Below are 21,006 nucleotides of genomic sequence, written 5' to 3'. Positions count from 1 at the left end.
CGGATACTCTTGCAGACTGACGTACCACGGCAAGGAACGGATGATGGCGAAGAAGACGACGAAGAACGGCAAGGCGGGCAAGGACTCGTCCGGCCGGACCATGGTGGCGCAGAACCGCAAGGCGCGCCACGACTACGCCATCGGCGACACCTACGAGGCGGGCCTGGTGCTCACCGGGACCGAGGTCAAGGCGCTTCGCGAAGGCCGCGCCTCGCTGGCCGACGCGTTCGCGACCGTCGACGACGGCGAGGTGTGGCTGCGCGCCGCGCACATCCCGGAATACAGCCACGGCACCTGGACCAACCACGCCGCCCGCCGGACCCGCAAGCTGCTGCTGAACCGGCGCGAGATCAGCCGGATCGAGCGGGACCTGACCTCCAGCGGGACAACACTGGTCCCGTTGTCCATCTACTTCGTCTCCGGCTATGCCAAGGTGGAGATCGCGGTCGCGACCGGTAAGCGCGAGTACGACAAACGTCACTCGATCGCCGAACGGGAGTCGCGGCGGGAAGCCGAACGGGCCCTCGCGGCCCGGAACAGGGGTGAATGAGTCGATGCGGCGGGTCGCGAGCAGGACCAGGGTCCGGGCCGAGGTCGTCACACCGGTCCCAAGATCATTGATCTTGATCCTCGCGGCGCTGATCTTGGTGGCCGGGCTGGCGCTGGCCACGGCCGGGCGGGCCTGGGCCGCGAGCGACGAGATCAGTGCGTACCAGATCGACTACAAGGTCGACGAGGCCGGCGTCCTGCACGTCACCGAGACCATCGACTACGAGTTCGGCAGCTCGGGGCGGCACGGCATCGACCGCCGGTTCGTCACCCGGGAGAAGTACGACGACGAGAACGACGCCGTCTACGACCTCAAGATCATCTCCGTGGAGAGCCCGACCGGCGCCGCGACCCAGTACAGCGAGTCGACCAGCGAGGAGGACAGCGGCCGGACCGTGGAGACCCGGGTCCGGATCGGTGACCCCGACGAGACGGTGGACCGCTCCGAGACGTACGTGATCACGTACGAGATCCGCGGAGCGATGCGGACCAGCGGCAGCTACGACGAGCTGTATTGGGATGCCATCGGCACCGGCTGGTCGGCGACCATCAACGACATCACGATCACCGCAACCGTGCCCGGCGGCGCCCAGGACACCAACTGCTACGTCGGCCCGCCGACCAGCAAGGAGGAGTGCGACCAGCAGTCCAAGAAGACCGCCTCGACCGCGAGTTTCGCCCAGGCCAAGCTCTACTCAGGTGACGGCTTGACCATCGCCGTCATGATCAAGCCCGGACTGATCACCGACAATCAGCCGCACCTCGAACCCGACGCGTCGAAGCTGACCACCGGCGAGATGATCATGTTCGGCTTGCTCGGTCTGCTCGGAGCCGTGGTGATGATCGCGCCGCCGATCATCGGCTACCTGTGGTGGCGCAAGAACGGGCAGGACCAGCGCTACGGCGGCCTGGCGCCGGGCACCGTGCCGCTGGCCGGCCAGACCGCACCGGTGGTCCAGCACGACCCGAAGATGGAGATCCCGGTGGCGTTCTCGCCGCCGAAGATCCCGGTGGCCGAGGCGGGCCTGTTGATCGACGGGCAGGTCGACACCCGGGAGACCGCCGCGACGATCATCGACCTGGCAGTCCGCGGTGCGCTGACCGTGCAGAGCGACGGCCCGGAAGACTTCCGGGTCACCCTGGTCGACCCGAACCGGGCCGCAGCGCCGCACGAGATGACCCTGCTGAGCAAGCTGTTCGACGGTCAACCACCGGGCGCGATGAAGGACCTGTCCACGCAGGGCACGATGGTCGAGGCGCACACCGCGATGCAGACCGCGGTCCGCAACCAGGTCACCCAGCGCGGCTGGTTCCTCAAGGTGCCGTCGGCGAGCACCTCCGGCGGCGTCGGTTTCGGTGCCGTGGTCATCGGCGCCTTCGGCGCGTTCGCGGTCGGCATCCCGCTGTTCTGGATCGCCATCCCGCTGGCCCCGCTGGTGATCACGCTGATCGTGCTGCGCAGCAAGCTGCGGCGCGGTCGCCGTACCCCTGACGGGCGGGCCGTCTGCGACCAGGTCGAGGGCTTCAAGACTTACCTGGAGACGGCCGAGGCCGAGCAGTTGCGGTTCGAGGAGGGCGAGGACATCTTCTCCCGCTACCTACCCTGGGCGATCACGTTCAACCTGGCCGACCGGTGGGCCGAGGTCTGCGCCCGGATGGTCCAGCTCGGCCGGATCCCCGACACGATGCCGTACTGGTACTCGGGCAGCTATCACAGCCTGTCCAGCTTCAACACCGGCTTCATCACCGGCACCTTGATCAGCGCCTCGACCCCGGTCCCCTCCAGCGGCGGCGGCAGCGGCTTCAGTGGCACCGGCTTCGGCGGCGGGAGCTCGTTCTCCGGCGGTGGCGGGTTCTCCGGCGGCGGTGGTGGCGGCGGAGGCGGCGGCAGCTGGTGAACGGGATTCGCCCTGATCCGCAGCCGCGACCGTTCCTCGCCGCCGCGACCGTTGCATCGGTCGCGGACGCGTGCAACGGTCGCGGCTGGAGGGCGGGCGGGGTCGGTCAGCGAACGGCGAGCAGGTCGACCACGAAGATCAACGTCTCGCCCGGGGCGATGGCGGAACCGGCGCCGCGATCGCCGTACGCCAGATGCGGCGGGATGACCAGCTTGCGCCGGCCACCCACCTTCATCCCGGCGACGCCCTGGTCCCAGCCCTGGATGACGCGGCCGGCGCCGAGCGGGAAGTCGAGCGGCGCACCGCGGTTGTAGCTGGCGTCGAACTCCTCACCGGAGGAATGGGCGACGCCGACGTAGTGCACGCTCACCTGGGTGCCGGGCGCGGCCTCCGCACCGTCGCCGACGGTGATGTCGGTGATCTCCAGGTCCGCCGGCGGCGGTCCGTCGGGAAATTCGATCTCGGGTTTCTCGGTCATGGGCAAACCCTATGGGTACGTCCTCGTACCCGCGCGGAGGACCACGGGACCAGTCAGGGGAGTGCCCGATGGTCCCGTGGGCCCGAGTCGACCAGGCTTATCCCCATGACTTCCGCATTCGAACACCCCAGCCTCAAGATGCCGGTCACCGACGAGCAGCGGGACCGCGCCGAACAGTGGCTGCAGGAGGCGTACGCCGAGGGACGGATCAGCGAGCAGGAGTTCGACCGTCGCATCGGCCAGGTGATCGGGGCGTCCAACCGCCGCGAGCTCAACGAGGCCTTCTTCGGTCTCGTCCACGTGCCCAGCACGTCCAAGGCGCTCGGCGTCCATCCCGCCTACCAGCCGATGATCCGGCCGGAGACCAAGCAGCAGGCGGGCCGCGGTGTCGCCGGTCTGGCGCACTTCTCGGTGTTCTTCCTCTGGATCTTCGGCCCGCTGCTGTTCTTCGCGCTGTCCCGGGAGGGCAGCTATCCGCGGAAGGAAGCAGCCAAGGCGTTCAACTTCCAGCTGATCTCGACGGTCTCGTTCATCGTCGCGGGCATCCTCAGCACCTTCGTCCCGTTCGACATCTTCGACTGGATCTTCCCGCTGATGGGCGTCGGCTGGCTGGTCCTGACCATCGTCGGCGGCGCCAAGGCGCTGCAGGGCGAGGACTGGCGGAACCCGGTCAAGTCGGTGGTCAAGCTCGAGGCGCTCAAGGAGCGCTGAGCCGCACGGCTCGCTCAGCAAGAAAGGTCGGCATGCGCGGAACATGCCGGCCTTTCGGCTTGTTGGAATAGGTAATGCAGGCTGTTGGCCACTGAGCTACAGTAGGCAGGCACAACTCAACAGGGGGTGATCGGTTTCGACTTGGGACGATAGTTCCAGGAGAAGCGGGCCGAGGATCCAAGGTCATCTCGTAAACGACTCCTTGGAAACCAATAAGTGCCGATTCTAAGCGCACTGACTTCGCTCTCGCTGCCTGAGCAGTGATCGAAGGGTCAGACCGGGCGTGCCTCCGTCCCGGACCCTGGCCTCATTCAGGAGGCTCACCTGTACCGGCTGTGTCTTAGGGCCGTACGGGGACATCAACTGAGACTGGGCTTGTCTGCAACGTGCTGGCGCGAGTGCAGGAGCCGAGCAGAACGCTGAGCCAGCTGCGCCCGGAGAAGACCTGGTTCGTCGCTCGAGGACGCGGGTTCGATTCCCGCCACCTCCACCCGATCGAGAGGGCGAGGTGTGTCCGCGAACAGCGCGGACGCATCTCGCTCGTTTGTTTTCTGGGGGTGCAACCCCCAGGCCCCGCCCGGGGAGGTCCCCGGACCCCCATCGGTGTGGTTGCGTTCGGTGCCGGACCCCCATCCTCGGTAGTTGCGTTGTGCCGGATCGCTGGTCTGCGACTCCTAGGGTTGCGGCGTGACTCTGGAGTTGTTCTCGCTCATCGTTGACGACTACGACGTGGCCATCGCGTTCTTCACCGGGGTCCTGGGCTTCGATCTGGTCGAAGATGCGCCGGCCACGACGACCGACGGGCGGGCCAAGCGTTGGGTTGTCGTACGGCCACCGGACGGCGGGCCGGGGCTGGTACTCGCTCGTGCGGACGGTCCGGAGCAGGCCGCCGCCGTCGGGCATCAGTTCGCGGGGCGGGTCGGTCTGTTTCTTCGCGTCCAGGACTTCGACGGCACGTTGCGGCGGATCGAGCGGGCCGGGTGCGACCTGGTGCGGCCGCCCCGTCGCGAGGCTTACGGACGGGTCGCGGTCTTCCGCGATCCGTGGGGCAACCTTTGGGATCTTCTCGGCGACGTCGACTGACCGTTGCTGCGCGTCGCTTACGGGCGGGCTTCGTACACGCTGTTGAACGGGGACTCGGCGGCTTTCCGGAACGCGTTGAAGCCGGCGTCCTGGGCCAGTTGGCGCAGCGGGCGTTCGCCGGCTTGGGCGCCCAGGGCGTAGCCGCCTTCCTGGGCCAGGGCGTTCGGTACGCAGAGAAACGTCGAGAACGAGTAATAGAGGCGGCCGATCGGGTTGAGATTGTCGGCGACCGAGTCGCCGGCGACGGGCTCGACGATCATCCAGGTGCCGTCCGTGGTGAGGGACGCCCGGATCCGCCGGGCGGCCTGCAGCGGGTCGCCGAGATCGTGCAGGCAGTCGAACGTCGTCACGAGATCGTACGTGCCGCCGGGGAAGTCCTGGGCGGTCCCGGTCTCGAAGGTCACCCGGTCGGCGACGCCCGCCTCCGCCGCCCGCTTGCGGGCCACCTCGATCGAGCCGGTGTGGCTGTCGAACCCGACGAAGGTCGACTCGGGGTAGGCCTGCGCCATCAGCACGGTGGACGCGCCGTGACCGCAGCCGACGTCGGCGACCCAGGCCCCGGCCCGGAGCTTCGCCTCGGCGTTCGTGAGTTGAGGCATCCATTCGGTCACGAGGTTCTGGGCGTAGCCGGGCCGGAACGAGAACTCGCACCCCGTGAACACCTCGGGATCGTGCTCGTGCCAGGGCATCCCGCCGCCGGTCCGGAACAGCTCGGTGATCCGAGGCTCGGCCCGCAGGGCGCCGAGCGCGAGCTGGAAGGTTCCCGGCAGATAGACCGGGCCCTCCGGGTTCGTCAGCGCGAACGCCTGCTCCTCGGTCATCGAGTAGCGGCCGGTCTCGGGGTCGTAGTCGACGTAGCCGCCGGCGGCCTGGCCGCGCAGCCATTCCTCGACGTACCGCGGCGCGGTCTCGGTCGCCGCCGCGAGCTCCTCCGGCGACGCCGACGGCCGCGCGGCCAGAGCCCGGTAGAGCCCGAGCCGGGCACCGACGACGATGGTGCCGGCCGCGATCGTCGCGGCGGCGTCGTCGACGCAGCGCTGGAGGAAGGCGAAGAGCCGTTCTTCGTTCAAAGCCATGATCCTGACCCCCTTGGGGAGTGGTGAGTTCGTCTCCCCAGTTGTAAGGACCCGCGGCCCGGGCGGTCGTGAGCAATCGCTACCCGGGTGTGACGGCCCACCTACTCAGTTCTCACCGGTGAGTTCGGCCCGGCGCGACCGCGGCCGACCAGCCCGGACCGGTGGGATTTGGGCAGCGATCCGCCGAGATCTGAGTAGCGCTTGCTCAGGGATCGCCTGCCCGGCCGGCCCGACACTGGGGACACCTTTCGACGACTGGGGGATTCGTATGTGGTTCGGCATCCTGGGTGCGCTGGAGATCGTGCGGGACGGACGTCCGGTTTCGGTCGGCGGCCCGCAACAGCAGGCGCTGCTCGGCATCCTGCTGCTGAACGCCAACAACATGGTGCCGGCGGACCGGCTGATCGGCCACCTGTGGGGCGACCGGCCGCCGGCCAGCGCGCGGAGCCTGCTGCAGGGCTGCGTCGCGCACCTGCGCCGTGATCTGGCGGACGAGCGCACGGACCGGCAGTTCATCGTGCGCCGAGGCCCCGGGTACGCCCTCGAGCTCGACCCCGGAGACCTCGACCTGGATCGCTTCGACGCCCTGGTCGACGCCGCCCGCGACGCGGCCGAGGACCGGACCCGAGCCGGCCTCGAGCACCGCGCCGCGCTGCTGCGGCGGGCCCTGCGACTCTGGCGCGGCGCCGTGCTGGACGGGATCGTGCTCGACGGCTGCGAACCGGAACTCACCCGGCTGGAGGAGCGGCGGCTCGCCGTCCTGGAGGAGTGCGCCGGCGTCGAGCTGGAGCTCGGCCGGCACGCCGAGGTCGTACCCGAACTGCAGGCCGTGGTCCGGATCCATCCGCTCCGGGAACAGCTGCGGACGCTGCTGATGGCGGCCCTGGCCGGTTGCGGCCGGCGCGGTGAGGCGCTCGCTGCGTACCGCGAACTCCGCACCACCTTGGTCGACGAACTCGGCGTGGAACCGTCGGCCACCGTCCAGGCTCTGCACCAGCGGATCCTGGCCACCGACGAGCCGGGCCAACCGACGACGATCGAGCTCGCCGCCGCGCGGCCGGCCTGGTCGCACGCGGATCCGGCTCCGTCCGCGGAACAGGTGGTGCGCCGTACGTCGGCCGGCGGGCGGTCGATCGCGTGGTCGGCCGTCGGCTCGGGGCCGCCGCTCGTCGTGGCGAACTGGAGCTTCGGTCACCTCGAACTGGACTGGCGCAACCCGGCCTTCCAGCGGTTCGTCGGCCGGTTGGCCCGGCAGCACACGGTGATCCGCTACGACCGGCCGGGCACCGGGCTGTCCGGTCCGGCGACGGGAACTCGGCCCTCGCTCGACGAGGAGACGGCGGTGCTCGAGGCCGTCATCGACGCGGCCACCGCGACGCTCGTCGGCGACTCCGCCGCACCGGTCGGCCTGTTCGGCTGTTCCAGCGGGAGCGGCATCGCGGCAGGCTACGCCGCTCGGTGGCCCGAGCGGGTCGAACGGCTGGTGCTGTACGGCGGGTACGCGCGCGGCCTCGATCTGGCACCGGCGGCGACCCGGGAGGCGCTGGTCCGGATCGTCGCGGCCCATCGCGGACTCGGGTCGCAGGTGCTCGCGGGTCTCCTGCTGCCCGGCGGTACGGTGGCCGAGCGGGACGGGTTCGCCCGGCTCCAGCGCGCGGTCGCCGGGCAGTACGGGGCGGCACAGGCGCTCGAGGCCGCATTCGCCGCCGACGTGTCGGCCCGGCTCGGCCGGATCCGGACCCCGACCCTGGTCCTGCACCGCCGAGCCGATCGGACCGTCCCGTTCCCGCTCGGCCAGGACCTGGCCGCCCGGATCCCGGGCGCGGCCTTCGTCGCCCTCGACGGCCTCGACCACCTGCCGTGGCACGGCGAACCCGAGACCCTGGTGCGGCTGGTGATCGACTTCGCCGGTGCCGACCCGGCAGCCACGCGCAGCCTCGGCCGGCTGGAGCGCGGGGCTCCCGACATCGAGCGAGTCGCCTGACCTCGTATCGCACACGTTCCCTGAGCCCGGATCCACCAACCCAGGGTGAGATGTCGCGATTTCTCTTGGCATCGACCGCAACCGCCCGGTACAACGTTGCACCCTCCGATGCGAAGAGAAATCGCGACACCCCGGCCCGGCCCAGCCGCTTCGGTTGGGGGTCGGTGGATTCGGGCTGAGCCTGTCGAAGGGGGTTCGGCACTTCGACATCACCCTCCTAGCACCAGGTGGGCCGGAACCGGTGCTGCAGGGTCCAGCGCGCCACCCGGTGGCCGAGCTGGTTGCCGTCGACCATCGCGCGGCGGAAGTGGATGCCGAGCCAGATCCGGGCGTTCATGGTCTCCGCGTCCAGCGCCCTGGCGCTGTCGTAGTGCCTCGTCACCGGGGCCGACGGGTCGGACCCGGTGGACGACACGTTCAGGTCGATCGACCGATGGCCGAGCAGCCGGCCGAGGACCTCCGTGGTCGAGCCGCTGACACAGGCGTGGCCGCTCGCGTACTCCGGGTAGGGCGGCGTGTCGGTCAAGGGCGTCCAACTCGGGTCGGCGTCCGGGCCGGCCTCCCGGATCGCCGTGATCGGCCGCCAGAACGGGTCGTCGAACTTGGCCCGCCAGCAGGCGATCAGCGCGTCCGCGTTGGCCGTGCTGACGGCGGCGAAGAGCCGGGCGGCCTCGGCCCGGTCGAGCCCTCGGCGCTGCACCAGGTCGCGCAGCGCCGCCTGGAACTGCAGCACCGGGCTGACACTCCAGAACAGCGCCGTCTCGGTCTGCTCCGCGGTGCGGGCCGAGCCGGTCCGGCGACCGTATGCCGCGACCTCGGCACGATCATCCGCGTAGGCCTTGCTCCGCAGCGAGTCCGGCCCCATCAGTCGGAACTGGCGAGGCGAGGAGAGGGTCAGCGGATCGACGAATCCCAACCAGGGTGAGGACATCGGCAACCGGGCGGGTGGGGTCGGACGCCAACGGCCGGGCGCGTGCGGCCCGGGATCGAGGGTGATCGGAGCGTCGCGACCGTCGTCGGAGCGGTCGGTGATCACGGCTTGGGCCGCCTCGGCGCCCACCCGCCGGCCCTCCTGCCGGGCGACTCCGCCGGGCTGACCCTCGAGCCAGGCCTGGTAGTCGGCGTCGAGCGCCGGCCGGGCCGAGGGGAAGTAGTGCGCCAAGGTGTCGTGAGCGGCGGTCGCCGCGGCGACCTCGGCCGAGGCTCTCGGATCCGGCCGGGGCAGCGCGTAGTTCGGCTGGTAGCCGCCGTCGATCGTGACGACGGCCTCGTACGTCGCGAGATTAACGAACGCGAAGTACAGGCTGGTCACCTGCACCGGCAGGCCCGAAGCGCTGATCGTCCGGGCGGCGATCGCGTTCCAGGTCGTGATCACCTCGGCGGATCGGTGCCGTCGTTCCGCGGCCGCGGCCGGCGCCGCCGGGTCCATGATCAACACGGCGCACAGCCCGATCGCGAAGAATCGCCAGCGGTTCATCGTCCCTCCAGGTGTCCGGAATCCTCCTGTCCGGAAGGGTGTCGGATGCCGCTGGGGAAGCACTGGGACGACGTCCCCAAGATCTTGCCAGGAGTTGCGTGGCCGGCTCGGATCGATTCTGGCGCGGCGCCTGCCAGGCCCGGCCGACCGGATGATCACGGGACGCGCGGCACCGGAGACTCAGCCGGGCAGGCCCCGGTCGTAGGTCTCGTGCAGGCCGGGGGAGCGATCCTCGATCGCGAACGAGGCGCGGGTGTCGATCGGCTCGTCCGGTCGGGAAACCCGCGGCAGGACGCGGAAGTCGGCGTCCAGCCGGTCCGGCGTGATCGTCGTCATCACGTAACCGCGGAGATTGTTGTAGAACCGGATGTGCGGGTTGTTGTGCAGGATCGTCTGATCATCGGGGTCGGTGTCGCGGCCGTCGCCGGTCGCCGTGATCGAGGTGCAGACCAGTTCGGAGCCGACCGACGGCGTGGTCGGGTCGTCGTAGTCGAGCTTCAGATCGCACGCCCAGGCACGGTGCACGTCTCCGGTCAGGACGACGGGATTCCGTACGCCGGCATCGACCCAGCCCTCGGTGATCCGGCGCCGGGACGCGACATAGCCGTCCCAGGCGTCCTGCGCGGTGATCTTGCCCGGGCCGTTGTCGCGGTCCTGCTGGGCGAAGAACACCTGCTGGCCCAACAGGTCCCAGCGTGCCTCCGAGCGGTGGAAGCCGTCGATCAGCCACTCCTCCTGCTGCCGGCCCAGGATCGAGCGCTCCGGCTGCTCCGCCGCCGGACAGGCCCGCCAGCCGTCGCCGCAGGCCTGGTCGTCGCGATACTGCCGGGTGTCGAGCATATGGAGGTTCGCCAGCCGGCCCCAGCGGAGCCGGCGGTAGAGCTGCATCCCGAGACCCTGCGGCACCGACGTGCTGCGCAGCGGCATGTTCTCGTAGTACGCCCGGAACGCCGCCGTCCGCCGCTCGAGGAACGTCGGCTGGGCATTCTCCGGGACGTCGCCGGCCCAGTTGTTGTCGACCTCATGATCATCCCAGACCACCAGCCACGGCGCTGCCGCGTGGGCTGCCTGAAGATCAGGATCGGTCTTGTACTGGGCGTAGCGCTGCCGGTAGTTGGCCAGGGTCACTGTCTCCGGCCCGTCATGATCACGGATGTTGCCGCCGGGAATCGTGTAGTCGTCCTTGCGGTGCTCGTACTGGTAGTCGCCGAGATGCATGATCAAGTCCGGATGATCTTCGGCGAGCCGCCGGTAGGCGGTGAACCAGCCGTGCTCGTACTGGGCGCAGGAGGCGAACCCCAGCCGGAGTTCGGTCCGTAGCGTCTGCGGGTCCGGGGCGGTCCGGGTCCGGCCGACCGGCGAGAGGTGGCGCTCGGCGCGGAACCGGTAGTAGAGCTCCCGGTCGGGACGCAGGCCGTCCAGTTCGACGTGGACGGAGTGGGCGGCCTCGGGGTGGGCGAGTGCAGTGCCGCGCCGGACCACCCGGCTGAAGCGGGCGTCGTCGGCGAGTTCCCACTGCACCCGTACGGTGCGGTCGGGCATGCCGCCGCGACCGTCCTCGGCCAGCGGTTCCGGGGCCAGCCTGGTCCACAGGACGACGCCGTCGTGGGTCGGGTCGCCGGACGCCACACCGAGGGTGAAGGGATCCTGCCGGAGCGCGCCGGTCGGTGCGGCGCCCGCGATGCCGGGCAGGGTCGAGGCCGAGGCGGTGGCCAGGCCGCCGAGTACGAAGATCCGCCGGCGGATGCCGGAGCGAGCTGGTTGAACCACGTCGTGTCCTCCAGGTGAGAAGAGTGCGAACGTGGTCAGCGTGCGATCTCCAGATGCCTCGAAGTTGATCTTCAGGCGAGCGGCTGGTGACTGATCGACGGCAGTTGATGATCAACCGGATCTGTTGTGGGCAGGCGAAAGCGGACCCGGTGAGCCGAGACTCACCGGGTCCGTCCCGGGAGATGAATCAGTAGTCCTCGGTCTTCATCGCCTTCCGGAAGGTGGCCGCGCAGAAGGCGGTCCAGTTGGCGCCGCTGCTGGCGACGGTGCCGGAGCTTCGGCCGATCCGGCGCAGCACCGCAGTCGAGTCGCCACTGGTCTCCGGACCCCAGTCGCCGTCGACGGCCGTGCCGAGGCCCCAGACGAACCGGCAGGCGGCCTGCACGATGTAGGTCTGGCTGATCGAGCTCGTCTTGTAGGTGGCGTTGGTCGGCGAGCCGTAGATCGCGTTGTCGGCGTGGATGTGGTTGTGGTGGTCGGAGTTGTCGTAGTACGTGATCACGTGCTGGAAGTAGCGGGCCAGGCTGCAGGCCAGGCCCCAGTAGCGGGGCCGGAGATAGCTCTCGTTCGCCGTACCGCGCCATTGGTCGTAGCGGCAGGACAGGTGGTTGACGCCGCCGCTGGAGTTCCGGAAGTTGTAGCGGGCCAGGTCGAAGGCGCGGCCCTCGCCGTGCATGCCGGGCTTGTTGACGTACGCGCCGTAGGAGTACGCCTCGACCGGCGATCCCCAGGTGTCCGGCACGTTGTAGGAGGTCCAGCGCTTCCAGACGCAGAGCTGGTTGTAGAAGGTGTCGTTGAACCGGAGCGTGACCGGGTTCCCGGTCGGCTCGTAGTGGAACTTGCAGTCCGCGCTGTCCAGCACGCTGTGGCCGGTCAGGGCGTGGGCGGTCCCGGCCATGGCGGACCAGCCGGCGGTTCCGGCCGCCAGCACCGCACCGGTCCGGAGCAGGTCGCGTCGTGTCCGCCGAGGGCCTGGCATCGTCTCCGACATCGTTCGTCCTCTCGCAGTAGGGCACATCTCACGGGCCCGGGCGGGCCCGGGCTCTCGGGATGTCGGTCAGCCGGCGACGATGATGATCATGAACTGCCGGTCTGCTGCAGCGACTCCGCGTACTCGGCGGCGATCTGATCGCCGCCGTCCCGCTTCCAGGCGGCGACGGCCTCGTCCCAGTCCTGCAGGGTGCGCTGGCCGCGGATCACCTCGTCCTGCAGGCTCGACATCGTCTTGCCGAGCGTGACGCCCTTGGTCTCGTCAGTCTGCGAGTACAGGCCGGCGGTCGGCCAGGGCACGCCGTCGCTGACCGCCGACTCCTCGGCCCGGTATTCCTGTTCGGCCACGTCGGGGAACCCCGCCACGTAGTGCACCCGCGGCGGTGACATCAGGTAGCCGACGTTGAAGATCTCCCCGCCGCCGTCCTCGATCGGGACCGGGACGCCGTTCTCGCGCGTGTGGTGTACGCCCTCGATCCCGCTGGAGAGGAACAACTCCTCGGCGGTGCCGAACGGCGCGGCCAGATAGTTCAGCATCCGGAGCAGTTCGGTGATCCGGTCCGGTTCGGCCTGCTTCAGCGCGGTGACGCACAGGATCGCCGGGCCGAGATACTGCGGGGCCCAGCCGCCGCCGTCCCACTTCGGCGGCCGCACCACGGCCACGGTGTGCTCCGGGTTCTGTTCCTTGACCGCTTTGGCGCTGGGGAAGAACGCGCCGGGACCGCTGACCATCCGGACCGTGCCGGCGGCGATCCAGGCTGTGATCTGCGCACTGACCGAGTTGAACGAGTCGGGATGGAAGACGCCCTCCTTCCACATCTGGCCGACGATGTCGAGCGCCTTGCGGTACTCGTCGGTCGCGTAGTCCCGGGTGAAGGTGCCGCCCTCGACCCGCCAGGTGTTCGGGGCGCCGACCATCTGGCCGACGTACTGCATCATGTTGCGCGGCGACCGTTCGGCCCAGTGGTTGTTCCTCGGATCGGACAGCTGCCGGAACAGCTCGCGCAACTCCTCGCCGCTGGACGGCTCGATCCCGACACCGAGCTGCTTGGCGATGTCGTCGCGGACGATCAGGGAGATCACCTGCGGCGTGCGGTGCTGCGGGATGCCGTAGATCCCGTTGTTGTAGACGCCGGCCGGCCAGCTCAGGGTCGGGATGTTCGCCAGCGCCGGGTAGTCCTTGATCGCGGCACCGCTGAGGTGCTCGGTGAGGTCGGCGAACTTCGCCTTGAGCAGGCCGGGCAGCTGGGTCGTCTGGTACAGCTGGACGATGTCGGGGATGTCGCCGCCGGCCAGGATCGTGGCCAGCTTCGCCGGGAACTGCGCGGTCGGTGCGCCGAGGACGGTCAGTTCCGCGCCGAGCCGGCGCTCCAGTTCCTGCCAGTAGCGGTTCGCCGACCGCTCCCGGACCACGGTGTTCATGATCGCCGCGCCCGAGACCGCCTGGCCGCTGGTGATCGGCGTCGACCCGCTGTCGGTGAACGGCTTCGGTGTGGCCGGGTAGCGGTAGAAGGCCGGCTGGACTCCTGCTGCCGTCGCGGGCAGATCGGCCTGCACCCCGGTGAAGGGAAGGTAGTCCGGCAACGTGATCTTGGTCCGCGACTGCTGGCTTCCCGTGCTGCCGCCGCTGTCGGCGCAGCCACCGAGCAGGCCCGTGCCGCCGAGGGCGACGGCCCCGGCCGCGGCACCGCCCAACAATTGCCGGCGGTGCAGTCTCCGGTCGGTCATGATCATCAGCCTTCCTTGATCAACTTCGCGTGATGGGTACGGCCGTCGCGATCACTGGCGTCGATCGCCAGCGTGATCGTCGAGCCGCTCCGGGTGACTTCGACGCTCGGGTCGGCGGACTCCGGCCGGAGCCCGAGCCCGGCCAGCTGGACGGTGAACGCGTCGATGTTGTGGGCCGGGTTGGCGACCCCGATCCGTACGCTGCGGCCGCGGGCCGTGATTGCGACGGTGCAGAGCTTCGAGGCGGTCAGCACGGCACCCTCGAGCTCGCCGGCGAGTTCGACGTGCTCGGCGGGATCCGGGATGCCGAAGAAGTTGACGCCGGTGAAGCCGAAGCGAGGTGCATACAGCGCATGTGTGTACGTGCTCTGGGCCAACAGCCGGACCTCCGGGTCGCGGTGCCGCCGCTCGGTCTTGGCGGCGCCGGCACCGGGCAGGAGCAGGTAGGCATAGCTGCCCTGGTCCGGGTCGGGACCATGATCGAGATAGAGCGTCAGGTAGCGCCGGGTGTAGGGCGTGTCGTCGTGCCCGCTCCAGTAGGTGTTGATGTCCAGCCAGGTGCCGGTGCGTTCCTCGCGCAGGGCGACCAACTCCGGCTCCTGGCCGGCCAGGGAGTCGAGCAGGACGTAGCCGCCGACCCCAGCCAGGTGGACCCAGCCCGGCCGGCCGACCCGCGCCGTCCAGCCCTGGTCCGACGGCTGCCGTACGCCATCGATGATCAACGGGTTCGTCCCGGACTCGAACAGGTTGCGGTTCTCCATGATCGTCTCGATCGGGTACGAGCCGTCGCCGACGATCCCGGAGCCCAGCGCGACCACCGCGTCGTCCAGGCAGAACCAGGACTTGTTGCCCCTCATCGCCGAGCCCTCGCCGGGGCCGACGATCTTCTGGCCGATCACGGCCCGGAACCCGTCGGCACTCGCGCCGCCGGCAAAGCTGGCCGTCGTGCCGCGCTCCCACATCTCCGGCAGCGGCCGCCGCTCGACCGTGACGCCGGGCAGCCGCATCGGGTCGACGGTCGGCCAGAACGCGTCCGAGAACTGCGCGTTGTCGCCGGGCAGGTAGAGGTAGTTCATGCCCCGGCCCTGGTACCAGCCGCGGCGGTTCTCGCCGGTCGACATCGCCTCGTAGGCGGCGACCCCGGTCCGGCACATCGCGATCGTGAACGCCCAGTCGGTGCTGCGGTGGATCGCCCGCGCCATGCTCGGGATGATCCGGTGCTCGACCGGCTCCGGCGCCGGGGTCAGCGCGGGATCGTCGAGAACGGAGCGGAACAGGGCCAGCCGGCGCAGGTTCGACGTGGCCAGCGGATCGGCGAACGTCGCCCGCCGGAACCAGCCCAGGCAGCGTTCCCGCCAGGCCCGGGCCCGGTCGGCCGGCACGGCGTCGGCCAGGGTCAGGATGCCCTCGGCGATGTCCAGGCCCGGGCCGTGCTCGACCCTGTTCCGGCGGGACGTCGCGCGGCCGCAGATGTGGGAGAACGCCTGGTTGTCGTACACCACGGGCGCGTAGCAGTTCTCGACCGTGTCGAAGATCAACTCGACACCCGGCCCGGTGACCTCCCAGGCCGATCCGGCGAGCAGGGCCAGCAGGACGCTGAGGTCCCGCAGCAGCCCGGAACCGTAAGTCCCGGTGTACGGCTGGCTGACGTGCTGGATGAAGCCGCCGTCGCGATAGAACCCGTCGCCCTTGGTCGAATACACCATGACGTCCTGCAGCGCGGCCGCGGCGTCGGTGATCTTCGCGGCCGACCGGGCGTTGAAGCCGCGGACGATCACGCCCTCACAGAGATCGACGCGGTTGGCGCCGGTGGACAGCTTGTGCCGCGGATCGTTCGGTGGATAGTTGTAGCGCGGGTCCGGGACGTAGAAGTCGATCGCCGCCGCATACGCTGCAAGATCATCCGGGTCGGCCGCGTCGCCCAAGATCGCGAAGACGCCGCCCAGGTATTGCGGCAGGGCGATCTCGTAGTTGAACCAGTTGCCGTTCTCCGCCAGGCCGTCGCGGTAGTTGTGGCTGAGGATCGTGTGGGCGCCGGCCTTGATCGTTTCCAGTACCGGCTCGGAGCCGTGATGGCGGGATCCCGCGGTGGCCCAGGTCGTGCCCAGTTCGCGGAGCCGGCTGCCGCTCGTCGCGGTGCGCCGGGAACTCTCCGGATCGTCCGGGTCATACGGCAGGTCGGTGAACACCGAGGTCCGGTTCGGGTCCGGGTCGACCAGGGCGAGCAGTTGATCGGCCGCGTCGTCGCGGTCCTTGATCACCGCGGCCACGGCCGGGTCGGCCAGGTCCTGCGGGCCGCCGGTGAGGAAGTCCACCCACCAGGCCCGGAGCCGGGCGAACTCGGCCTCGTCGGCGTGGGCAAGGGCCGGCAGTCCGAGCACCGACGCGGCGGTGACGCCGGCAGCGGCGCCGGTGGCACCGTGGAGGAAGCGGCGGCGACTGAGGCTCGGGAGATCGACGGCGGACGCGCGGTGCGCTGGTCCCGGGTCGATGATCATGAAGACTCCTCGGGATCGGATCGGCGACGGATCTCCGGTGACCTGCTCCGCCGATGCTGATCAGATTACGACGGGTTCCGTCGTAAGGTCAATGGCGATCGAGATGGCGATCGTGAGAACCTTTGTGACGAACGAGTTTCGGACATTGCGGGTTATTATCGGCACTCGATGAAAGTAGCCCGGCTAGAGTTCGGGTGAAGATCAGGAGGTGCCGTCATGGTCGCTTCGGCCTCGTCGGGTTCCGACCCGGCCCTGCTGCGCCGGCTCAACACGGAGCTGGCCCTGCGCACCGTGCGGGACCTGGGAGAGATGACGCTGGCCGAGGTGGCCCGGGTGGCCGGCCTGGCCCGGTCCACCACGGCTGACGTACTCGGCGACCTGGTCCGGTCCGGGATCGTCGCCGAGTTGCAGCCGGCCAGCGGGCGCTCCGGCCGGCCGGCCCGGCGGTACGCGTTCCGGGCCGATGCCGGCTACGTCGCCGGGGTCGGCATCGACAGCACCGGCGTCCAGGCCGTGATCTGCGACCTGTCCGGCGACGTGATCCTGACCAGTGCCGACGAGCTCGACGCGGGCCAGCCCGCCTCGCCGGTACGGATCGCGCGTCAGGTCGTCGAGGCGGCGCTCCGCGAGGCCGGGCTGCGGCCCCGGCTGCTGCGCGCGGTCGGGGTCGGCGTGCCGGGCGTCGTCGGCGCGGCGGGCGACATCCTGATCTGTCACAGCCACCCGGACTGGGACGGAGTTGATCTTGCCGGCACCTTGAGCCGGGAGCTGCGCTGTCCGGTGCTGGTGGAGAACCGTGGTCGGATGGCGGTGCTGGGCGAGGTGTGGCGGGGCATCGGCGACGGCGTCCAGGACTTGATCTTCGTCCACGCCGGGGCCCGCAACGGGGTCGGGGTGATCGCCGGCGGCGTGCTGCTGCGCGGCCGGCACGGCGCGGCCGGCGAGATCGGCCACCATCCGGCGCTGTCCTGGACCGGCCAACGGCGCTACCGCGATGATCTTGCCGAGCTGTATCCCGAGCTCGGGCTCACCGACGCCGCGGCGGCCGCCTTCGCCGCCGCGGCCGCCGGCGACTCGCGGGCCGGGGCCCTGGTCGAGCGCTACGTCGGCGACCTCGCCGAGGGGATCAACGCGCTGGTCCTGGTGGTGAACCCGGAGCTGGTCGTTGTCGGCGGCCCGATCACCCGCGGCGGCGAACCGGTGCTGGCCGCCCTGCGGTCCCGGATCGACGAAGTCGCCCTGTTCCCGCCCAAGGTGAGGTTCTCCGAGTTGGGCGACGACGTGGTCGCCCTCGGCGCCGCCCGCCGAGCCCTGCTCCGGATCGAGGAGAACCTCCTGGAACTCACCTGACTGTCGCGAACCGGGACCAAACTCCGCACCGTCGTTGTTATGACTGGTGACGCCGTAGCCAGCGGCGCCGGAACACTCACGAGCACCCAGGAGGCAGCATGACCAGCGGCAGCAGCGACACCGGCACGATCACCCGGACCCCCGGCACCGAGACGGCCGTCCTGGCCGGCGGCTGTTTCTGGGGCGTCGAGGATCTGATCCGGCGCCAGCCAGGCGTGCTGAGCACCCGGGTCGGCTACACCGGCGGCGTCAACGACCACCCGACCTACCGCAACCACCCGGGCCACGCCGAGGCGGTCGAGATCGTCTTCGATCCCGCCGCGACGACGTACCGCGACATCCTGGCGTTCTTCTTCCAGATCCACGATCCGTCGACGCTGAACCGTCAGGGCAACGACATCGGCACCAGCTACCGGTCGGCGATCTTCCCGGTCAGCCCGGAGCAGGAGCGGATCGCCCGGGACACGATCGCCGACGTCGACGCGTCCGGTCTGTGGCCGGGCCGGGCGGTGACGACGATCGAGCCGGCCGGCCCGTTCTGGGAGGCGGAGCCCGAGCACCAGGACTATCTGCTGCGCTATCCGGACGGCTACACCTGCCATTTCCCGCGGGCCGGCTGGGTGCTGCCCCGGCGTGACGCGTCCGTCTGAGTGAGATCAGCGGCGGCGCGGTTCGGGCAGACTGGGCCGGTGGCTGAGGAGTCCCTGGACCGGCGGCCGGCTGGAATCCCTTGTACGTGGCCGATCCGCGGGCCCGGATCGTGATCATCGGCCAGGCGCCGGGGCTGCAGGCCCAGGAGTCCGGAGTGCCGTGGAACCATGCCAGCGGCCGGACCTTGATCAACTGGCTCGGGGTGACCGAGGAGCATCCGGGTACGGGTCCGGCAGTGCCTCGGTGAGCCCGTATGCCGCCGTCGCCGATCATCCCCGCTCGCCGGTGAGGACCGAGACCGTCGACGGGTCCTGGCCTCGTTCGGCGATGTGGCCGTCCGGCCGGACCAGCAGGTAGCCGCCGCGGCGCATCCCGCAGGCCGCGCGGGTGCCGCCGCCGGGATCCGATTCGTCGTCGATCCGTACCACCACGGGATCCTCGCTCGGCTCGACGGGTCCCGCGGCAGGGCCGCCGACCGGGGCGAAGTTGATCAAGGTGAAGTGCGCCGGATCGAGATGATCATGAAGCGTTCCTCCGCTCACCGGAAGATCGGGCAGGCGGTCGCCCTCGACCGGGACGGCGCCCGGCCGCGGCCGCCGACGGGCATAGCTGATGTCGAGCTGCGAGTTCTCCCAGCTGGTGCGGCGGGCCAGCGGCCGGCTGCCTGCCGTGGCCCGGAGCAGCAGGTCCCGGGCGCCGCGAGCGAGCGGGTTCCGGAGCCCGTACATCCGGCGCCGGCTCTCGACCTTGGTGATGATCTCGGCGGCGACCGGGCGCCGCTCGGCCTCGTACGCGTCCAGCAGGTCGGGCGAGGCGCCCTTGATCACCCGAGCCAGCCGCCAGCCGAGATTGACGGCGTCCTGGATGCCGAGGTTCATTCCCTGGCCGCCGAACGGCGGGAACACGTGGGCGGCGTCGCCGGCGAGGAACGCCCGGCCGCCGCGGTAGCGATCGGCGAGACAGAGCCTGGTCCGGTACACCGAGACCCAGTCGGTCCGGGTGATCCGGGTGCTGGTCGGACCGCGTTCGGTCAGCAGGGCTTGCAGCAGCTCGGGCGGCGGTTCGGCCGGCCGGTCGTCGCCCGCCGTCCGATCGGTGACGTCGACGAAGAGCCGCCAGAGACCGTCCGGCCCGGGCAGTCGCATGATCATCAACGGGCCCTCGGGGCCGAGCCACATCCCGCTGTCCCGGACCGGCGGAGCCGGGTCGAGGACGGCGTCGGCGAGGTAGTACGTCTCGCCCGTGGCCACCCCGGTGAACGGAATCCCGAGCTGCTCCCGGACCGTGCTGCGCGACCCGTCGGCGCCGATCAGCCAGCTCGCGGTCAGCTCCCGGCCGCCGCTGAGCCGGGCGGTGACCGACCGGTCGTCCTGGATCAGGGTTACCAGCTCACTGCCGGCGGCGACGTCGAGGCCGAGCTCGTCGAGCCGGCGGCGCAGGATCGTCTCCAGTCCCTGCTGCGGCAGCACATAGGTGTACGGGTACGGGCTGTCCGGCGGCAACCACGGCATCCGGGTCAGCTCCTCGTCGCCCCGCATGATCGACGCGCCGCTGAGCTGGTAGGCCTGCTCGGCGATCGGCTCGGCCAGGCCGAGCCCGGCGAGCAGTTCCATCGACCTCGCCTGCAGCCCCAGCGCGCGGGAGCTGCTGGTCGGTGTCGGCCGCTGTTCGATCAGGCGGCACGGGATCCGGTTGGCGGCGAGCACGAGAGCCGCGACCATCCCCGTGGGTCCGGCGCCGACGATCAGTACCTCGGAGCCCTGGCGGTGTCGAGTGTGGTCCACACCTTCCTGACGAGGCAGCCGGGGCGAATGTCAGGATGGCCGGATGACACCACCCCGCGGCACGGGGATGCCGCTGCCGCCGCTGACGTCTCCGGTCCGGATGATCGGCGGCCGCCGGTTCGACTTCGCCCGCGAGATCGCGATCATGGCGATCGTCAACCGGACCCCGGACTCGTTCTTCGACCAGGGCCGGGACTTCGAACTGGACCGGGCGGTGGAGTCGGCCTGCGCGGCCGCCGCGGCCGGTGCGGACTGGGTCGACATCGGCGGCGTACCGTTCTCGCCGGACACCCCGCCGGTGGGCGAGGCCGAGGAACTGGACCGGGTGCTGCCGGTGATCACCGAGACGGCCCGGCGCAGTTCGGTGGTGATCTCGGTCGACACCTGGCGGCCCGAGGTGGCCCGCCGGGCGATCGCCGCCGGTGCCTCGGTGATCAACGACACCAGCGGGCTTCATGATCAGGAACTGGCCGAGGTGGTGGCCGGCTCGGCCGCGACGCTCGTCGTCACACACTCGCGCGCCGCCCCCGGTCAGCACCTGCGCCGGCCGCAGTACGGCGACGTGGTCACCGAGGTGCGGCAGTTCCTGGCCGACCGGGTCAATCTGGCGATCGGGCTCGGCGTACCGGAGGACCGGATCGTCATCGACCCCGGGCACGATCTGAACAAGAACACGCAGCATTCGCTCGAGCTGACCCGGCGGCTGTCCGAGATCGCGCGGCTCGGGCTGCCGTTGCTGGCCGCCGTCTCCAACAAGGACTTCATCGGCGAGGCGACCGGGCTGGACAAGCCGGACCGGCTCGCGCCGTCGATCGCCGCGGCGGCGGTCTGCGCCTGGCAGGGCGCCCGGATCCTGCGGATGCACGACGCCGCGGCGGCGGCCGCGGCGGCCACCATGATCGAGACCATCGCCGGCTTCACCGCTCCGGTCTACGAGCGGCACAACCTGAACTGAGCCGGTTCGACGAGTGGGCGCGGT

17 protein-coding genes and 1 other RNA gene are annotated in these 21,006 nt (G+C 70.3%); 10 read left to right on the top strand and 8 right to left on the bottom strand.

The genetic code is table 11. From position 1 onward, the window contains the following. Nucleotides 1-40 precede the first annotated feature (40 nt). The gene (gene smpB / locus BKA15_RS05955; protein ID WP_376766791.1) at nucleotides 41-550 is read left to right on the top strand and encodes an SsrA-binding protein SmpB; all 510 of its coding nucleotides are present in this window, start codon (nucleotides 41-43) and stop codon (nucleotides 548-550) included. Between the two features lie 4 nt (nucleotides 551-554). Further along, the gene (locus BKA15_RS05950; RefSeq protein ID WP_179748952.1) at nucleotides 555-2,447 is read left to right on the top strand and encodes a DUF2207 domain-containing protein; all 1,893 of its coding nucleotides are present in this window, start codon (nucleotides 555-557) and stop codon (nucleotides 2,445-2,447) included. A 106-nt stretch (nucleotides 2,448-2,553) separates the two neighbouring features. Here BKA15_RS05950 and BKA15_RS05945 read toward each other — a convergent pair whose 3' ends face one another. After that, nucleotides 2,554-2,925 carry an FKBP-type peptidyl-prolyl cis-trans isomerase gene (locus BKA15_RS05945; RefSeq protein WP_179748950.1) on the bottom strand — a complete coding sequence of 124 codons (372 nt, stop codon included), beginning with the start codon at nucleotides 2,923-2,925 and terminating at the stop codon, nucleotides 2,554-2,556. A gap of 105 nt (nucleotides 2,926-3,030) precedes the next feature. On the opposite strand from BKA15_RS05945, the gene BKA15_RS05940 reads away from it, so the two are divergent. The 3 genes from BKA15_RS05940 (at nucleotide 3,031) to BKA15_RS05930 (ending at nucleotide 4,719) form a co-directional block, all read left to right on the top strand. Next, nucleotides 3,031-3,636 carry a DUF1707 and DUF4870 domain-containing protein gene (locus tag BKA15_RS05940; RefSeq protein WP_179748948.1) on the top strand — a complete coding sequence of 202 codons (606 nt, stop codon included), beginning with the start codon at nucleotides 3,031-3,033 and terminating at the stop codon, nucleotides 3,634-3,636. A 122-nt stretch (nucleotides 3,637-3,758) separates the two neighbouring features. Continuing rightward, nucleotides 3,759-4,129, top strand: a transfer-messenger RNA (tmRNA) gene (ssrA, locus tag BKA15_RS05935). Between the two features lie 194 nt (nucleotides 4,130-4,323). Then, nucleotides 4,324-4,719: a VOC family protein gene (locus tag BKA15_RS05930; protein WP_179748946.1), complete on the top strand. Its 396-nt coding sequence runs from the start codon at nucleotides 4,324-4,326 to the stop codon at nucleotides 4,717-4,719. 17 nt (nucleotides 4,720-4,736) lie between these two features. Here BKA15_RS05930 and BKA15_RS05925 read toward each other — a convergent pair whose 3' ends face one another. Then, nucleotides 4,737-5,795 (bottom strand): class I SAM-dependent methyltransferase, encoded by a 1,059-nt coding sequence (locus tag BKA15_RS05925; RefSeq protein WP_179748944.1) that lies wholly within the window; start codon nucleotides 5,793-5,795, stop codon nucleotides 4,737-4,739. Between the two features lie 268 nt (nucleotides 5,796-6,063). On the opposite strand from BKA15_RS05925, the gene BKA15_RS05920 reads away from it, so the two are divergent. Continuing rightward, entirely contained in the window at nucleotides 6,064-7,779 is a 1,716-nt protein-coding gene (locus BKA15_RS05920; protein WP_179748942.1) for a bifunctional AfsR/SARP family transcriptional regulator/alpha/beta hydrolase, read from the top strand. 217 nt (nucleotides 7,780-7,996) lie between these two features. On the opposite strand, the gene BKA15_RS05915 is transcribed toward BKA15_RS05920, so the two are convergent. The 5 genes from BKA15_RS05915 to BKA15_RS05895 all read right to left on the bottom strand — a co-directional run bounded on the left by BKA15_RS05915 (nucleotide 7,997) and on the right by BKA15_RS05895 (nucleotide 16,242). Continuing rightward, nucleotides 7,997-9,256, bottom strand: coding sequence for a vanadium-dependent haloperoxidase (locus BKA15_RS05915; protein ID WP_179748940.1), 1,260 nt, complete (start codon nucleotides 9,254-9,256; stop codon nucleotides 7,997-7,999). A gap of 180 nt (nucleotides 9,257-9,436) precedes the next feature. Then, nucleotides 9,437-11,026, bottom strand: coding sequence for an alkaline phosphatase D family protein (locus BKA15_RS05910; RefSeq protein WP_312878837.1), 1,590 nt, complete (start codon nucleotides 11,024-11,026; stop codon nucleotides 9,437-9,439). 187 nt (nucleotides 11,027-11,213) lie between these two features. Then, complete coding sequence (locus BKA15_RS05905; RefSeq protein WP_179748938.1) at nucleotides 11,214-12,017, bottom strand: hypothetical protein; 804 nt, start codon at nucleotides 12,015-12,017, stop codon at nucleotides 11,214-11,216. Between the two features lie 86 nt (nucleotides 12,018-12,103). Further along, nucleotides 12,104-13,750, bottom strand: a complete 1,647-nt coding sequence (locus BKA15_RS05900; RefSeq protein WP_179748936.1) for a type 2 periplasmic-binding domain-containing protein — start codon at nucleotides 13,748-13,750, stop codon at nucleotides 12,104-12,106. Beyond that, on the bottom strand, nucleotides 13,750-16,242 hold the full coding sequence (locus tag BKA15_RS05895) for a polysaccharide lyase 8 family protein (RefSeq protein ID WP_179748934.1): 2,493 nt from the start codon (nucleotides 16,240-16,242) through the stop codon (nucleotides 13,750-13,752). Before BKA15_RS05895 ends, BKA15_RS05900 begins: the two co-directional genes overlap by 1 nt. Nucleotides 16,243-16,458: 216 nt before the next feature. Here BKA15_RS05895 and BKA15_RS05890 point away from each other — a divergent pair, with 216 nt between their 5' ends. The 3 genes from BKA15_RS05890 (at nucleotide 16,459) to BKA15_RS05880 (ending at nucleotide 18,490) form a co-directional block, all read left to right on the top strand. After that, entirely contained in the window at nucleotides 16,459-17,592 is a 1,134-nt protein-coding gene (locus BKA15_RS05890) for an ROK family transcriptional regulator (RefSeq protein WP_179748932.1), read from the top strand. A gap of 98 nt (nucleotides 17,593-17,690) precedes the next feature. Further along, nucleotides 17,691-18,242 carry a peptide-methionine (S)-S-oxide reductase MsrA gene (gene msrA, locus BKA15_RS05885; RefSeq protein WP_179748930.1) on the top strand — a complete coding sequence of 184 codons (552 nt, stop codon included), beginning with the start codon at nucleotides 17,691-17,693 and terminating at the stop codon, nucleotides 18,240-18,242. A gap of 86 nt (nucleotides 18,243-18,328) precedes the next feature. After that, nucleotides 18,329-18,490: a uracil-DNA glycosylase family protein gene (locus tag BKA15_RS05880; protein WP_179748928.1), complete on the top strand. Its 162-nt coding sequence runs from the start codon at nucleotides 18,329-18,331 to the stop codon at nucleotides 18,488-18,490. Between the two features lie 22 nt (nucleotides 18,491-18,512). On the opposite strand, the gene BKA15_RS05875 is transcribed toward BKA15_RS05880, so the two are convergent. Further along, the gene (locus tag BKA15_RS05875) at nucleotides 18,513-20,027 is read right to left on the bottom strand and encodes an FAD-dependent monooxygenase (protein ID WP_312878836.1); all 1,515 of its coding nucleotides are present in this window, start codon (nucleotides 20,025-20,027) and stop codon (nucleotides 18,513-18,515) included. Nucleotides 20,028-20,070: 43 nt separating this feature from the next. On the opposite strand from BKA15_RS05875, the gene folP reads away from it, so the two are divergent. Then, nucleotides 20,071-20,982: a dihydropteroate synthase gene (folP, locus tag BKA15_RS05870; RefSeq protein ID WP_246322272.1), complete on the top strand. Its 912-nt coding sequence runs from the start codon at nucleotides 20,071-20,073 to the stop codon at nucleotides 20,980-20,982. Nucleotides 20,983-21,006: the final 24 nt, after the last annotated feature.

Origin of the sequence: Microlunatus parietis (assembly GCF_013407955.1) — a bacterium.
GTDB lineage: Bacteria > Actinomycetota > Actinomycetes > Propionibacteriales > Propionibacteriaceae > Microlunatus > Microlunatus parietis.
Note: the sequence above shows the minus strand (reverse complement) of the source record. Positions and strands in the feature narration are given on the sequence as shown.

What these genes read in the sequence shown, in the direction of transcription:
- BKA15_RS05920 (WP_179748942.1), top strand. Translation starts at nt 6,064, where the DNA reads ATGTGGTTCGGCATCCTGGGTGCGCTGGAGATCGTGCGGGACGGACGT.
- BKA15_RS05905 (WP_179748938.1), bottom strand. Translation starts at nt 12,017, where the DNA reads ATGTCGGAGACGATGCCAGGCCCTCGGCGGACACGACGCGACCTGCTC.
- smpB (WP_376766791.1), top strand. Translation starts at nt 41, where the DNA reads ATGATGGCGAAGAAGACGACGAAGAACGGCAAGGCGGGCAAGGACTCG.
- BKA15_RS05940 (WP_179748948.1), top strand. Translation starts at nt 3,031, where the DNA reads ATGACTTCCGCATTCGAACACCCCAGCCTCAAGATGCCGGTCACCGAC.
- BKA15_RS05925 (WP_179748944.1), bottom strand. Translation starts at nt 5,795, where the DNA reads ATGGCTTTGAACGAAGAACGGCTCTTCGCCTTCCTCCAGCGCTGCGTC.
- BKA15_RS05915 (WP_179748940.1), bottom strand. Translation starts at nt 9,256, where the DNA reads ATGAACCGCTGGCGATTCTTCGCGATCGGGCTGTGCGCCGTGTTGATC.
- BKA15_RS05945 (WP_179748950.1), bottom strand. Translation starts at nt 2,925, where the DNA reads ATGACCGAGAAACCCGAGATCGAATTTCCCGACGGACCGCCGCCGGCG.
- folP (WP_246322272.1), top strand. Translation starts at nt 20,071, where the DNA reads ATGACACCACCCCGCGGCACGGGGATGCCGCTGCCGCCGCTGACGTCT.
- BKA15_RS05950 (WP_179748952.1), top strand. Translation starts at nt 555, where the DNA reads ATGCGGCGGGTCGCGAGCAGGACCAGGGTCCGGGCCGAGGTCGTCACA.
- BKA15_RS05900 (WP_179748936.1), bottom strand. Translation starts at nt 13,750, where the DNA reads ATGATCATGACCGACCGGAGACTGCACCGCCGGCAATTGTTGGGCGGT.
- BKA15_RS05890 (WP_179748932.1), top strand. Translation starts at nt 16,459, where the DNA reads ATGGTCGCTTCGGCCTCGTCGGGTTCCGACCCGGCCCTGCTGCGCCGG.
- msrA (WP_179748930.1), top strand. Translation starts at nt 17,691, where the DNA reads ATGACCAGCGGCAGCAGCGACACCGGCACGATCACCCGGACCCCCGGC.
- BKA15_RS05895 (WP_179748934.1), bottom strand. Translation starts at nt 16,242, where the DNA reads ATGATCATCGACCCGGGACCAGCGCACCGCGCGTCCGCCGTCGATCTC.